The organism is Bacillus silvicola (genome assembly GCF_050524305.1).
Lineage (GTDB): Bacteria > Bacillota > Bacilli > Bacillales > Bacillaceae_G > Bacillus_A > Bacillus_A cereus_AT.
In genome coordinates, this window is record NZ_JBNGVC010000012.1 from 561,017 (window position 1) to 574,977 (window position 13,961).

A 13,961-nucleotide genomic window follows, 5' to 3' on the forward strand; every position below is an offset into this window, starting at 1 on the left:
TAATACGTGGCATCTATTCCAAATCAATTAACAGAAAAACTTATTTCTATTCGTCGACATTTACATGAGTATCCAGAACTATCGTATGAAGAGTTTGAAACAACAAAAGCGATAAAAGATTGGTTAGAAGAAGCAAACATTACTATTATTGATTCCAATTTAGAAACAGGAATTATCGCTGAAATTTCTGGTAATAAAAACGGTCCCATTGTAGCAGTTCGTGCTGATATTGATGCCCTTCCTATTCAAGAAGAAACAAATTTACCGTACACTTCGAAAAATCACGGTAAAATGCATGCTTGCGGGCATGATTTTCATACAGCTGCTACTATTGGTGCAGCCTATTTATTAAAGGAAAAAGAATCTTCTCTTAACGGAACTGTCCGCTTTATATTCCAGCCAGCTGAAGAAAGTAGTAATGGAGCTTGCAAAGTTATTGAAGCTGGACATTTACAGGATGTACAAGCTATCTTTGGTATGCATAATAAACATGATTTACCAGTAGGTACAATCGGTATTAAAGATGGGCCACTAATGGCTGGAGTTGATCGGTTTGAAATTGAAATTCACGGAGTTGGTACACATGCAGCTGTACCAGATGCTGGCGTAGACCCTATTGTCGCATCTTCTCAAATTGTTATGGCACTGCAGACAATTGTAAGTCGGAATATAAGTTCATCTCATAATGCAGTTGTTAGTGTTACAAACATCCATTCAGGAAATACGTGGAACGTTATTCCTGAAAAAGCTACGTTAGAAGGAACTGTACGTACATTCCAAGCTGAAACACGTGAAAAGATTCCAGCATTAATGGAGCGTATTATTAAAGGGGTTTCTGATGCACTAGGTGTAAAAATAGAATTCCGATTTTACCCAGGCCCCCCTGCTGTTCATAACGATAAAACACTCACTAATCTTTCTATTCAAATTGCAGAGCAAATGAATCTAAACGTTATCTCTCCTACACCATCAATGGCCGGAGAAGATTTTTCTTTTTACCAACAAGAAACACCAGGTTCATTCGTCTTTATGGGAACAAGTGGTACACATGAATGGCATCATCCAGCTTTTACAGTAGATGAGCAAGCATTACCTATTAGCGCGGAGTATTTCGCCTTATTAGCCGAAGAGGCTATTCATCAATTAGCACATACAAAAAGCCGTTAAGTTAATCCTTAACGGCTTTTGCTTATGCTGTTAAATCTCGTTTTATAAATATTGTATAGGAAATCCCTAGAAATACAATTAAATACAGAAGAAGCATACAAGAAGCGAATGGGAATGTTACCCCATCAATAAAGCTTCCATTCTTTGAAATACTATATAAATCTGTGTTTGCTGGCAATAAATATTTCGCCCATTCATATCTAGTTGCTGCTATTAACGCAATATTTCCTGATAAAGCAAGAAATAGCGAAATACCAATTGCGCCGCCACTAGATCTCGTTAAAACAGAAATCATAAACGCAAACGCTGCGTACACAATAGTTGGCAACCACGATAAAACATAATACTTACTTACTTCCATAAAAATGTTTTGTTTTATTATATTTCCATCTTGGAAAATAAATTCACTCCATGCAGGCTGTTGGAATTTATAAATAACAAGTCCACATAAAGCGGAGAAAATCATATTAAATATAAACAATAACGCTGCAAATATAACGATTGCTAAAAATTTTGCTGTTAATATTTTAAATCGATTTGCCGGACGGATCGTTAAAAATTTATATGTTCCCCAGCTGTATTCATTCGCAAAAATTGTACTTGCATACACAAGAATAAACGGAAGCAAAATTGGAAATACGATAAAACCTGTATCTCTCATAAATGAAAGCGGAGAACTACTTGACGGTGCTGTGTCCGTATCCAAATACTTCATTTTAAGCTGATATTCCTTTACAAGCTCGTCCCCTGACTTTTCTGCTAAAATATCCGCTTTTTTCATGCCGAGTTTTTTCTCTATTTCTACAGTGCGTTCTGTATAATCCGCTTTCCACCCTTTTGTTTCTGGCTCTAAATACTTGACCGTAACCCATCCTAATCCAATAATTAATACTGCAATAACTGCAAAAGGAATAATCGTTCGCTTTCGCTTAAATATTTTATACAACTCGTTATAAACTAGATTAAACAATATCTTTTCCTCCTGTTAATTCTAAAAACTGCTCTTCTAGCGTTTTTCTTTCTTCATATACACGATAAACTTGAATGTTTTTCTCCATCAATGTACGAAGAATATTTGGAATTTCTTCATCTTTCACGTTTATAACTAATTCGTTTTCTTCTACTAAAACATCGTATTCTAAAACTTCTTTCGCTTTATTCACATCATCTACACGTATATGTATTTTTTCCGTTTCTTCCTTTTTGTCACTTTGAATATTTTGTGTTGCGACATATTCTCCGTGCTGAATAATAATAACTCTGTCACACATTAATTCTACTTCTGAAAGTAAGTGACTAGATACAAGAACCGCCTTTCCTTGTTCATGTGCAATTTTCTTTATGTACATCCGCATTTCATGTATACCACTAGGATCTAATCCGTTCGTTGGTTCATCTAGTATTAATACGTCTGGATCATGAATAAGCGCCTGAGCAATTCCTAAACGCTGTCTCATACCGAGTGAATATGCTTTTACTTTACGATCAATTACTTGTCCCATCCCTAGCAATTGCACTACTTCATCGATACGTTCTTCGGTCACATTGCCATTCATTCTTCCGAAATATGTTAAATTTTCATAGCCGCTTAAGAAAGGATAAAATTCCGGTGTCTCAATTACAGCACCAATTTTCGCAGCAGTTTTTTCAAATTGCTGTTTTACAGATTGACCATCAATCCATACTTCTCCTTCTGTCATACGAATCATTCCAACCATCATTCGCATTAATGTCGTTTTCCCAGCACCATTTGGTCCTAATAAGCCAACTACTTCACCTTTTTTCACTTCAAAACTAATATTTTCTACTAACGTCTTTGAACCAATTCGCTTTGTTAATCGATCAACTTTTACGATCGCTTGCTCATTTATCATTCCATACAACCTTTCTTCTTAACTCTTTTTTTCAGTTCTTCCCACTGTATCATGATTAATAACATGTGTAAAATGAAGAAAAAGCCATGATTTCTCATGCCTTTCTCCTCGTTTCATATGACTTTTCATTTTTTAACCTTTGTATAAATCTACAACATTGCCACATCGATATTATAATGACGGTTATCATAACAACTGCTGTTACCATTATCGCATACAACGTAATTGGTGCATTTGTTACTCCTTGGATTCCTACTACTTTCATAAAAATAATAATAAATAATTTCAGAAATAACATACCATGAATTAATCCGAAAACGAAAGCTCCTCCGTAAGTTAATAATTGCTCCTGGCATAATAAACATAACATTTCTTTTTTCTTCATATTCACTACTTCATACGATCTAAACTCCTCTCTTCTACTCTGTAAAAGAGAGGCTGTCATTTTATAAGTAATGAACATACACACAAAAATTACAAATAGAAACATTGCATAAAACCACTTTACAAATATAGGTGTATATTCCGCTTTACTTATTACAGCTTCATTGAACCGGAATGATATCATAAAAAAACAAACCATTGTATTCATAGCAATCCACATAAATTGTTTTAACCTTTTGGTAGCAAATGTTTGTATATTTTTTCTCGTCAACCGAAATAAAGACATAAATTTCTTCCCCTACCTTACTTCATAACATACGTATTCTATACTACTAGTGTATAAAAATATGACATTTTAAACATCGCACTTCAATCGGAATCTTTACTAAGCCTTTAGTCCTAGAAAATAAAATGGGAATAAAACCATTTATACACTATAATTGTAAAAAGCAGGGGTTATACGCGTGTAAAATTACTGTTTATTCTTTCTTTGTTACTTTTCACTAGTTGTGTAGCCCACTAAAAAACAATGAAGGTGCCACTGTTAAACCATATAAGTTAACAAAAGAGCAATCTGATATTTTAAAAATGACTCCTATAGGAGAAGGAAATAGAATGTTTTATAACGTTACAATCAAAAATAATAAAGATGAACTCCATGCTACAATTGACTATTATCAAAATGGTAAAAAAGTAAAAGAAATTGCTAACATAGCTTCATCACATTTTTCAGAAAAGAACATAAGGCTTTCCTTCATAGCACCACATCTCCAATTTGATAAAGATGTACAAGAAAAAGGCCAATGGTATATTAATATCAACGGTGGTTCAACGCTTGTTCCTGAAGAGTCTCCTCCAATCGTAAATAGTTCTGCAACTACTACAATTCAATCTACTAAAAACGTAAAATACAATCAAAAAACGATTTTAGCCGCTGTAATCCCAACAAATAAAGAAACTATAAGCGTCCCTACAATTGATGAAGAAACGGATATTGATCTACTCTTAAAAGAAAACGAACATGTTTATCTATTTAGTATCGAGCTAAAAAAACAATAAAGCGGAAATGCAATTTAGGTGCATTTCCGCTTTATTGTTTAACAAGGTGTAGTTTTGTGTATCTTAATTAAATCCCTTCTCCGTCATGGTTACTGCTCACCCTTCTCATCTTCCACTTCAATCCTTTTTTTCTCTCTTGCAATTTTCAAAAACTCTAAAAGCTCTGGGTTAGTATTCATTTTTTTATAAGCTACCGACATTTCTGCAACAAAATTAGAATCATATAACTCTTTATATACAACTTCTGTTTTATATAATTTATTTGCCGATACAGGGATTACTGTAATCCCAATCCCTGCTGCTACAAGCCCCATAACTGTTTGATATTCTGTTGCTTCTTGTACAATTTGAGGACTAAAGCCAACCTCTCGACAAAGAGATAAAATTGTATCATACAACGCCGGCCATACTGGTCTCGTAATAAATACAAACGGTTCATCGCGTAAATCTTCTATATGTATTTCATCTTTCTCTGCAAGTGGATGTGCCTTTGGCAAACATAAAGTACAAGATAACCTTTGAATTGGTTCTAACTCTAATAATTGTGTTGGAATTGGTGGACGTAAAAATCCAATATCAATACGATTATCATGAAGTGCATGCACTTGATCTGGTGTAGATAATTCATGTAATGCGACAGACACTCTCGGAAATTTCTTTCTATACTCCCTGACGATAGACGGTAAAATATCATATATCGCCGCACCTACAAAACCAATTGAGAGTGATCCAACTTCTCCCCTTTGCGCACTTTGTGCAACTTCTACTGCTTTTTCAATTTGCTCAAACGCTTTTTTTACTTCTTTTAAAAACATTTCTCCTGCTTCTGTTAATTCAACCTTTCTCTTCGTTCTTGAAAATAACAGAACTCCCATTTCTTTTTCTAATTGCTGAATTTGTTGACTAAGTGGTGGTTGTGTCATTTGTAAACGAGCAGCCGCTCGTCCAAAGTGTAACTCTTCTGCCACAACAACAAAATATTGCAAATGCCGTAATTCCATTTTGGACACCCTTTTCACTTTCAATTAATACGTCTAATATATTAATAACATATAATTTATATATTAGACAAATATTTTGAATGAACGTATAGTAGAAATTGTTAATTCTTTTTTACAATTTTTATGTAAAAAAAGAAAGAGGTGGTTACTGTATGAAATGGTGGAAGTTAAGCGGGCAAATTTTATTATTATTTTGTTTCGCTTGGACAGGTGAATGGATCGCAAAACAGGCACACCTCCCAGTTCCAGGAAGCATAATCGGTATTTTTTTATTATTAATTTCATTAAAATTTAACCTGGTGAAAAAAGAGTGGATACAAGACGGAGCAGACTTTTTATTAAAAGAACTTATTTTATTTTTCATTCCTTCTGCAGTCGCTGTCATACGCTACAAAGATACACTATCACAATATGGAATCGATCTCATTTTAATTATCGTGATTAGTACACTTTGTGTCACTCTCGTAACGGGACTATTAACAGAATTGCTATTAAAGCGGAAAGGATCAACACAATGATCGGCTTTCTTTGTTTGCTATTAACACTATTCACATATTGGGTATCTAAAAAAATGTATCAACGCTGGAATTGGAGCTTACTTTCTCCCCTTCTTGTATGCCCAATCATTTTAATTGCTTTATTACTCGGATTAGATACACCATACGAAACCTACGAATCCGGTGGTCATTGGTTAACAGAATTATTAAAACCTGCAACGGTTGCTTTCGCATGGCCAATCTATAAATATTTTGATCTATTAAAAAAACATGGAACTGCTATTTTAATTAATGTCATTGTCGGTTCTTTTCTATCAGTTATTACTTCAGCACTATTAGCTAATTTTTTTCAAATTGATTCATCAATCGAACAGAGTTTAGCACCACATATTGTAACGACACCTATTGCAATGGCTATTTCAGAAATGATTGGTGGCATGTCACAATTAACAGCAGTTTTCGTCGTATTAACTGCCTTAACTGGGGCATTACTCGGTCCTACTCTCATACGCATATGCCGCATTAAAACAGCGCTTGCAAAAGGTATAATGCTAGGTACTAGCGCGAATGGAACCGGAACATCAAAAGCATTTGAAATCGGTCCTGTCGAAGGTACAATTGCAAGTTTATCAATGCTTTTAACAGCCGGAGCTAGTTTAGTTATCGTTCCGCTTTTCTTATCTTGGATACATTAAAAAAGCGAGTGTTTAAACACTCGTTTTTTTATTTATATATTTATTTAAAATCTTATAATCCTCCGGGAAAGATAGCGTTAATTCCTTCATTTCATCTATCCTCTTCCAAGCAATTTCATGTATTAACTCATCAGGATCTTGGATTTTCATACTACCGCCTATTTTTTTAACGACATAATAATGAACGTATACAGGAACCCCGTATGTAATACCTTCTTTTTCGTATATTTTATTTACAACCTCCACATTGTAACCCGTTTCTTCCCAAACTTCTCGAATACAACATTCTTCTAGTGTTTCTCCATTTTCAAGCCCACCACTTGGAACAGACCACCTTTTTTCTTCACCCTTTTGCCCTTGCAACACCATTAAAACTTCATTTCTTTCATTTACACATACTGCTGCACAACCTACCCATCTTTCCATATACATCCCTCCCCTATAAAAATTCACCTTCTTTATCATTTTCTCCTTGAAAAAAGAGGAAAAAAGTAAACTAATGACGAAAGATCACATTAACTTCATAGACAATCCCTTCTTAGAAATTAAAAACGGAAGGATGAAAATATGATTTCTAAATATGTTGTGGAATGTGTCTTTTGTGAAGAAAACCGAAAACCTCGCCAAGCTATCGTAACAGTTCCTGCCACTACTCAGCTACTAGCCATTGAAAAAGTGCGTGCGGAATGTAAACGTCGTTTTGGAAAAGCTTTATTATTGCAAACAGAAATTAAAGAAGAAATAGTTTTTGAACAAAAAGAAAGCTAACCATAAACTGGTCAGCTTTCTTATCCGATCATATTTTCACATGAAGATTAGGGGCATCCTCTTTAAGGATCGGGATTTACCCATTATGTGCGTTCCATAATGGTCATCGAACAATATATTTCTATACAATAAACTATTGAATAGAATAGGGCAAAACTTGTTCGCATTTTTTAGAAAAGGGATAGGGATATAATTCAAGTAATACTTCGAATACTCGAACTTTACACTCATTATATTAAAGCAAATCCTTTTATATTGGAAATATGAATTACTTACATAATTCATTCGTAAAATATATTAATAATTTTCTTTACTCTACTAACAACATACATCCAGCTAGTATCGGTGTCATAATCATTGAAAATCTTAAAAGCATGCGAGGTGCATAATTTGTAAACTTAGCTCCTATATATGCCCCTAACATTGTCCCGATTAAAACTTGTACTAATAATACATAATCTAAATACCCTTCCGAACTATATCCAAGCCCACCTCCAATTGCGATTGGTAATATAACAAGCATTGTCGTGCCTACAGATTGCTGAATTGTTAATCCTAATAGAACTATTAATCCAAGTTGGATAAAAGGTGCTGAACCAATCCCAAATGAACCAGCTAACATTCCAGTAACCAGTCCGAGACATATACATTTAATCAAGTTATCTTTCGAAAGTTCGTTACGCCCTTTTAAAGACGACCGTTCCTTTTTTTGAAATATAATTAATCTAATAAACATAAAAATTGCAGATAAAAATAACATTCCCGCTGTAAACCAGTGTAGAAGATTCGCTGGTATTAGCGAACCAAACTTCGAACCAATAAAGGAACCAATCGCTCCAAATCCCCCAACAATTCCGCCTATTACAAGCACAACATTCCCTTCTCTATAATGACTTAATACCCCAGATAATGTCGTAAATGCCATAGCAGTTAGAGATGTTGCAAGAGCAACGTGAATAGGGATATGGAATACTAAAGTGAGTATTGCGATGATAAATCCTGCCCCTCCTGCTCCGACAAACCCTAATAAAACTCCCATTAATAACATTGTTATAATAATTGCCACATATTCCCCCTCCAATATTCCAATTATCTATCACATGCGCACTTCTATACAAACAAAAAGCATCCTAAATGGATGCTCTTTCTACTTTTTCTATATTAATAATATGTACTTACTCTTGATTAATCAAAATAACAGCGGGCCCAGAAACAACTACTCCGGCCACTTCTATCTTTTCAAATTCCATCACTGTAATAGATATAACCCCTTCTCTTTCCATCAATTCCTTACTCAGGACTTCAGTCGGTATTGATTTCACCGTCCTACCTCCTTTTCATTTTATACAAAAAACTACCCAATGCCTCTAAATATATGCATCACCACCACTTTCATTCCTTATTCCAGTCAAAATTCACATCCCCTTTCTATAACATATTGAAAAATAAAAAAGCACTCGCCAAAGCGAGTGCCTTTTCATTATTTACTCTCTATTACTTTTAACATTCTATTAATAAATGCTGCAGATTCCCCACGTGTTGCAGAACCTTTTGGCATAAACTCATTATTCTCATTCCCTTTTACGATACCTAACCCATAAACACGTTGAACCGCCTGTTTATCATACGCTAAATTTTGATCCGTAAATGGTAATGGAACTAAATTACCTTTTATATTTTTGTATTGCAATGCACGATCAATCATAATGACAGCTTCATCACGTTTAATCGTATCATTCGGAGCAAATATATCATTTCCTCGTCCACTTATAATCCCAGCACTAGCTGCACGATTAATACCATCTACTAGTGATGGATGAGCTGTGCTTATATCTTTGAAATTCGATTTCCCCTCTGGTAATTGCAATGATCTTGAAACTAAATTCGCAAATTCACCACGTGTTACAAGGCGTTCTGGCCAGTAAGAACCCTTTCCGTCTCCAACCATAATACCTCTTTTATCTAATTCACGAATATCCGCTTCATACCAACCGCCTGTAATATCATCTTTATGATTTGCATCATAATAAGCTTTTGTTCCCTGTAAGAATGGTTCCCATGCATTATTATTTATCATAATAGCCGGACAATTCTTTCCGCTCCAAAATTGATGTTTTTTCACATTTTCTAAAGGAATATTTAATTCCCCCATTAAATAGGCTGCTAGTTTGCGAGCATTTTCCACAGCTTTATTATAATCACCATCTTGATTGACAGCAATTTCAATTGCAATGGATTCTCTATTACCAGTTCCCTCTGCTCCATCTCCAGCATGCCAACCATTTTCATTTAATGGTAGATGTTGATAAATTTCTTTATCATCTACTGTAAAATGCCAAGATGCTGAACGATCAGTCGTTCCTGTTGCTTGACTGTATAAATATTGTGCATGGTTTTTAGCATTTGCTCCAACACTATAATTATCTGTCTCATGAATTGTAATGTATTTTGGTTTCATCGCATTGCCTGGACGAATATTTTCATTTCCTGTTGGCACAATCATTTCCTTTAATGGTACACCGTAAATATCCGTTGTTTTCTCTGCTGATGGCGCTGCATACATAACAGCTGCACGTTTTGTACGTGTTGGTGTTGTGTCTTGAATAAGCGAGGCCTTTATCCCTTCAAATTTTGCTGAAGGTGCATAAATCCATTTCACCTCATTATCTATTTGGACTTGGAACCACTTTCCAACTTGTCCAATTGCAATAATTGTTTGCGGTTGTAACACTTTCTCATCTTTATATGAATTAAATGGTGCGGTATATGTAGCTGTCTCTTCATTAATTACTAACTTTTCGTTTACCAAGCGATAAACTTCCTTAACCTCTACATTTCCTTCACTATTTTGTATCCACCCAGCTCCAGATGATGTTTCAACATAGTAAGCGTTTCCTTTTCGTTTCTCGGCTTTCACTACTTGATTAGAAAGCTGCACACCTGTTGCTTTTTGTAAATCAGCAGAATCAAATAAAGATGCTGAACTTATTATATGTACAAGAAAATCTCCTTGCGCTTCAGTTGTTACTCCTTTGTCCTCTCCACGCCCATCTTCATCTTTCATATGTTTTTCAATACTTTTTAAAGCTTGCTCTTCAGTTGAAATTGTTACGGTCTTTTCTACTGTGTCAGCATAGGAAAAAGTTGGAATCGTTACCATACTAAATACAACTGATGCAGCTAAAACATTATAAAATCCTTTTTTCATAATAATTATTTAACACGCTTATATCGAAATTCGTGTTAACTTCCCTCCCTAATCTAAAAGATTTAATACTATCTAGTAAACTTCTAAACTAAATAACCATTTACAATATAACAAACTCTATCTCATTCGTATAGATAGGAATGACTACTATTTACCTGTTTTTTCTATATTGGAATATAGAAAAGAAGCTATAAAAGATATAGCTTCTCCTCTCACTATTTCAATCTCGTTGTACCTTATACTCTATAACTCTACCATCTTTATCAAATTGCAAAACAAGACATTCACTATCTATAGGAATGAAACTACGTTCATTCCCAAGATAGTATAGTGTAGTAATTCCCGTTTCCAAACTGCTTGTTTTCGTAGGGACCCCTAACAATTTTATGATTTCCTCGTTTGATTTCCCTATCAATTTATGCCGCTTTAATAAGTCATCTATCATATATACCCGTTTTTCCTCATCATTTAACCACCGATCCTGATTAAAGTTTGAAGTGTATTTATTTAAACTTAATTGTAAAGTGCATACTATCAATGGAATGAGAGCAACCATCATTACAGTGAACAGCTGTTTCTTATCTTTATCACGTCTTGCTGATACATGTAAGACAGCCTTTTGAATAATAACTAGTAGAATAAAAGGCATTGCTACTACAAAAATACTCGTTACACTCAATGACACATGAACCATATCAATAACAAAGATAAACACAAGATACATTAATATATACAAACAAAAATAAATGTACAATATTCCCCACAATATAGAGCTTTTACCTTTCTCCACCCAAATAACACCTACTTTATCCCTTTAGTGACACTCCCAGCTCAAAATTCAGCTGTAAAGAAGTTATGTGGCAGTCGTACTGACCATAAAAGTCCGATTGATGCGGGTTAATAATCAGCGGGGAATGCCCCACTGATTAAAGTTTTACTTCGCAACATAATTCATCTGGCCAATCATATCTCTAATCTTTCGTAGTTCTTGTGCTGTATATATTACTTTACTTGTTAAAACTTCATTTCTGAAAAACGTTACAATTTGCTCTCTATCTTTAAATCTCGGCAATTCTTCATTAGAAAGATCAATAACTTCTTTTCCACTTTCATTTTCAAAATATACAATCGGTTTTATTTTTCCCTTTACAATATCTACTTGCATTTCTTCCAAACAATTATATAAAGTTTGAGATAGTATTTTCGCTTTATACGCTGGATTCCCTTCATTTCTTACTTGCAAAGTTAATGAAGTTCCATCCGTAATAAATTCAAATGTCTCTTCTTTTTCAATTTCATGCTGATACTTGCCAATTTCCTCAATCATAAATGAATATATACCTGCATTTTCTCTCGTTAAGCCATGGATTAATTTCCCTGTCCATTCTTTCGTCTCCAGTAGATAAATACCAGTTTTACATAAGATGAGATGATGGATTCGATTATCGTTTACGTCACGTTTATGTCTATCTTTATTACTTCTCATAAAGATATTCGGCATAATATGAAACTCATCTTCTAGTATGATTCCTTGCTCAACAAAACCTCGTTTCATATAATGTAATGCTTCATGTGTATTCACTTCGGCACCATTTTTGGCATACTCTCGTAAATCTGCAATTAAATTTTGAAACATATGTAGCTCATTACTATGCTTATCTTGCATTTCACTACGTTCTTTACTATGTTGAACAGCTAGTTGATTTTTCATCATACGCATATTTTCAAGTTCTCTAGCTGTACTCACTTGTAAATCATTATATTTTTTTTGCTCCATACTCTTTAAAGTGCTTTGTTGTTCTTTATGCTCTGTAATCGTAGCTGCAATTTCACTTTCATATGTTTCAATCGCTTGTTTCTTTTCAAATTCTACTTGCTGGCTCTCTGATTCTAACTGTTTATTTTTATAAAACAGTACAAACACTGCAGCTAATAATATTAAAATTCCACCTATTAGCACATACTCCATATTTTTTCTCCTTTATTTCACGTCCGATTATTTTTATAAATATATCGATTATATTATACTATGCTTTTAATATACACTTTGTAAAAATTATATATTTTTAATAAAAGGCACCTCAGTCGAGATACCTTTTAAGTTCACTTTATTGTACACCATACTGAATATAACTTGAATCATAGTATACCCATTGATTTGTCCCTAAGCAAAGCCATCCATCTTGCTTACTCCATACTCGATATGATTCACCATGATGTAACTGTCTTATAACATTCCCATTTAATGATGGAGCGTCTCGCAGATTCACATTATCGCCAGTAATAGTTGCCACATAATGTTTATACTGAATATAACTTGAATCATTATATACCCACTGATTTGTCCCTAAACAGAGCCATCCATCTTGTTCTCCCCAAACTTCATATGATTCGCCACGATTCAATTGGCGAATTACACTAGACTGTAAAGATGGTCCACTTCGTAAATTCACATTATCTCCATTAATTACAGCAACTCCGTATACTGGAGTCGCATTATTAGGCGTGGGAACATTACCTCCACCACTTGCTCCATTTCCTTGTAAAGCTTCTAATGAAACAGCTGCTGATACATCACAATTTCCTACACCTGAAATTTGCCCAGAATCTGTGTACTGCCATGCTGTCCACTCTGTCCATCCACCAGCATCAACAGGCGGTATACTAGAATATCTGGAAATCCATAGTGGAATGTCACTTAACCCGCTAATTCCAAATTCATTAATATACCAAACTCCTGTATATAACATTACATTTTTCCCAGTAGCTTGTTTCACATAATTTACGAAACTTCTTGCCCAATTCGATATAGTCGCACCCGTTAAACTACTATTGCTAGTATCCGTTGGCGATTCTAAATCTAAAACAGGAATTAAGTCCGTCTGATTACTCTGTAATATATTCACAAAATATTTCGCTTCTGAAATGGCATCATTTTGTTCTGGGTGCGCAAAATGATATGCACCAATTAATACATTCGCATTTCTCGCAGCTTGTACATTTTGAACGAAAGTAGGGTCAATATAGTTCACACCTTCCGTCGCTTTTGCATACGCCGCTGGAATACCAGATGACTTCACAGCATTCCAATCGATGTTTCCTTCCCAATGAGACACATCGATAAACGTAACATTTGAACTGGATCTATTTTGCATATAAAAGCTCCTATCAATTTTTTTTATTCCGTATACAATATGTATAACTTCAGTTAGTGGACACGACTTTTATGCTATAGTAATAAAGTTCTAATATATTTATTTTGTCGAGATGTTTAAGAAAAAAGTGAAATTGAAACTACACCCTACACT

General features: G+C 34.4%; 15 protein-coding genes and 1 pseudogene. 5 read left to right on the top strand and 11 right to left on the bottom strand.

What is annotated here, in order from left to right; all coding sequences use genetic code 11:
- The first annotated feature begins 6 nt into the window (after positions 1-6).
- Entirely contained in the window at positions 7-1,167 is a 1,161-nt protein-coding gene (locus tag ACP6L7_RS14740; protein WP_430529292.1) for a M20 peptidase aminoacylase family protein, read from the top strand.
- A 22-nt stretch (positions 1,168-1,189) separates the two neighbouring features.
- Here ACP6L7_RS14740 and ACP6L7_RS14745 read toward each other — a convergent pair whose 3' ends face one another.
- The 3 genes from ACP6L7_RS14745 to ACP6L7_RS14755 all read right to left on the bottom strand — a co-directional run bounded on the left by ACP6L7_RS14745 (position 1,190) and on the right by ACP6L7_RS14755 (position 3,711).
- The gene (locus tag ACP6L7_RS14745; protein WP_097829115.1) at positions 1,190-2,137 is read right to left on the bottom strand and encodes an ABC transporter permease; all 948 of its coding nucleotides are present in this window, start codon (positions 2,135-2,137) and stop codon (positions 1,190-1,192) included.
- Positions 2,130-3,041: an ABC transporter ATP-binding protein gene (locus ACP6L7_RS14750; protein ID WP_141533359.1), complete on the bottom strand. Its 912-nt coding sequence runs from the start codon at positions 3,039-3,041 to the stop codon at positions 2,130-2,132. Before ACP6L7_RS14750 ends, ACP6L7_RS14745 begins: the two co-directional genes overlap by 8 nt.
- Before the next feature lie 94 nt (positions 3,042-3,135).
- Positions 3,136-3,711 (bottom strand): FtsX-like permease family protein, encoded by a 576-nt coding sequence (locus ACP6L7_RS14755; RefSeq protein WP_097829117.1) that lies wholly within the window; start codon positions 3,709-3,711, stop codon positions 3,136-3,138.
- Positions 3,712-3,864: 153 nt separating this feature from the next.
- Here ACP6L7_RS14755 and ACP6L7_RS14760 point away from each other — a divergent pair.
- Positions 3,865-4,484 (top strand): annotated as a pseudogene (locus ACP6L7_RS14760) (histidine kinase).
- An 89-nt stretch (positions 4,485-4,573) separates the two neighbouring features.
- Here the strand turns inward: ACP6L7_RS14760 and alsR are convergent.
- The gene (gene alsR / locus ACP6L7_RS14765; protein ID WP_097829118.1) at positions 4,574-5,485 is read right to left on the bottom strand and encodes an acetoin biosynthesis transcriptional regulator AlsR; all 912 of its coding nucleotides are present in this window, start codon (positions 5,483-5,485) and stop codon (positions 4,574-4,576) included.
- Positions 5,486-5,637: 152 nt separating this feature from the next.
- Between alsR and ACP6L7_RS14770 the strand changes: the two genes are divergently transcribed.
- Together ACP6L7_RS14770 and ACP6L7_RS14775 are read left to right on the top strand one after the other, a co-directional pair.
- On the top strand, positions 5,638-6,003 hold the full coding sequence (locus tag ACP6L7_RS14770; protein WP_097829119.1) for a CidA/LrgA family holin-like protein: 366 nt from the start codon (positions 5,638-5,640) through the stop codon (positions 6,001-6,003).
- Positions 6,000-6,677 (top strand): LrgB family protein, encoded by a 678-nt coding sequence (locus ACP6L7_RS14775; protein ID WP_097829120.1) that lies wholly within the window; start codon positions 6,000-6,002, stop codon positions 6,675-6,677. The genes ACP6L7_RS14770 and ACP6L7_RS14775 overlap by 4 nt, the downstream gene beginning before the upstream one ends.
- A gap of 12 nt (positions 6,678-6,689) precedes the next feature.
- Here the strand turns inward: ACP6L7_RS14775 and ACP6L7_RS14780 are convergent, their stop codons facing one another.
- Positions 6,690-7,103 (bottom strand): NUDIX hydrolase, encoded by a 414-nt coding sequence (locus ACP6L7_RS14780; protein ID WP_097829121.1) that lies wholly within the window; start codon positions 7,101-7,103, stop codon positions 6,690-6,692.
- Positions 7,104-7,244: 141 nt separating this feature from the next.
- Between ACP6L7_RS14780 and ACP6L7_RS14785 the strand changes: the two genes are divergently transcribed.
- Complete coding sequence (locus tag ACP6L7_RS14785) at positions 7,245-7,445, top strand: DUF3903 domain-containing protein (RefSeq protein ID WP_000624205.1); 201 nt, start codon at positions 7,245-7,247, stop codon at positions 7,443-7,445.
- A 310-nt stretch (positions 7,446-7,755) separates the two neighbouring features.
- Here the strand turns inward: ACP6L7_RS14785 and ACP6L7_RS14790 are convergent, their stop codons facing one another.
- The 6 genes from ACP6L7_RS14790 to ACP6L7_RS14815 form a co-directional block, all read right to left on the bottom strand.
- Positions 7,756-8,511, bottom strand: coding sequence for a sulfite exporter TauE/SafE family protein (locus ACP6L7_RS14790; protein WP_097829122.1), 756 nt, complete (start codon positions 8,509-8,511; stop codon positions 7,756-7,758).
- A 109-nt stretch (positions 8,512-8,620) separates the two neighbouring features.
- Positions 8,621-8,767 carry a BC1881 family protein gene (locus ACP6L7_RS14795; RefSeq protein ID WP_000836278.1) on the bottom strand — a complete coding sequence of 49 codons (147 nt, stop codon included), beginning with the start codon at positions 8,765-8,767 and terminating at the stop codon, positions 8,621-8,623.
- Between the two features lie 158 nt (positions 8,768-8,925).
- Complete coding sequence (locus ACP6L7_RS14800) at positions 8,926-10,653, bottom strand: S-layer homology domain-containing protein (RefSeq protein WP_097829123.1); 1,728 nt, start codon at positions 10,651-10,653, stop codon at positions 8,926-8,928.
- Between the two features lie 220 nt (positions 10,654-10,873).
- Entirely contained in the window at positions 10,874-11,443 is a 570-nt protein-coding gene (locus tag ACP6L7_RS14805) for a hypothetical protein (protein WP_097829124.1), read from the bottom strand.
- 144 nt (positions 11,444-11,587) lie between these two features.
- Positions 11,588-12,622: a nuclease-related domain-containing protein gene (locus tag ACP6L7_RS14810; protein ID WP_097829125.1), complete on the bottom strand. Its 1,035-nt coding sequence runs from the start codon at positions 12,620-12,622 to the stop codon at positions 11,588-11,590.
- 139 nt (positions 12,623-12,761) lie between these two features.
- On the bottom strand, positions 12,762-13,808 hold the full coding sequence (locus ACP6L7_RS14815) for a GH25 family lysozyme (protein WP_097829126.1): 1,047 nt from the start codon (positions 13,806-13,808) through the stop codon (positions 12,762-12,764).
- Positions 13,809-13,961: the final 153 nt, after the last annotated feature.

What these genes read in the sequence shown, in the direction of transcription:
- ACP6L7_RS14770 (WP_097829119.1), top strand. Translation starts at nt 5,638, where the DNA reads ATGAAATGGTGGAAGTTAAGCGGGCAAATTTTATTATTATTTTGTTTC.
- ACP6L7_RS14780 (WP_097829121.1), bottom strand. Translation starts at nt 7,103, where the DNA reads ATGGAAAGATGGGTAGGTTGTGCAGCAGTATGTGTAAATGAAAGAAAT.
- ACP6L7_RS14750 (WP_141533359.1), bottom strand. Translation starts at nt 3,041, where the DNA reads ATGATAAATGAGCAAGCGATCGTAAAAGTTGATCGATTAACAAAGCGA.
- ACP6L7_RS14810 (WP_097829125.1), bottom strand. Translation starts at nt 12,622, where the DNA reads ATGGAGTATGTGCTAATAGGTGGAATTTTAATATTATTAGCTGCAGTG.
- ACP6L7_RS14800 (WP_097829123.1), bottom strand. Translation starts at nt 10,653, where the DNA reads ATGAAAAAAGGATTTTATAATGTTTTAGCTGCATCAGTTGTATTTAGT.
- ACP6L7_RS14775 (WP_097829120.1), top strand. Translation starts at nt 6,000, where the DNA reads ATGATCGGCTTTCTTTGTTTGCTATTAACACTATTCACATATTGGGTA.
- ACP6L7_RS14755 (WP_097829117.1), bottom strand. Translation starts at nt 3,711, where the DNA reads ATGTCTTTATTTCGGTTGACGAGAAAAAATATACAAACATTTGCTACC.
- ACP6L7_RS14785 (WP_000624205.1), top strand. Translation starts at nt 7,245, where the DNA reads ATGATTTCTAAATATGTTGTGGAATGTGTCTTTTGTGAAGAAAACCGA.
- ACP6L7_RS14815 (WP_097829126.1), bottom strand. Translation starts at nt 13,808, where the DNA reads ATGCAAAATAGATCCAGTTCAAATGTTACGTTTATCGATGTGTCTCAT.
- alsR (WP_097829118.1), bottom strand. Translation starts at nt 5,485, where the DNA reads ATGGAATTACGGCATTTGCAATATTTTGTTGTTGTGGCAGAAGAGTTA.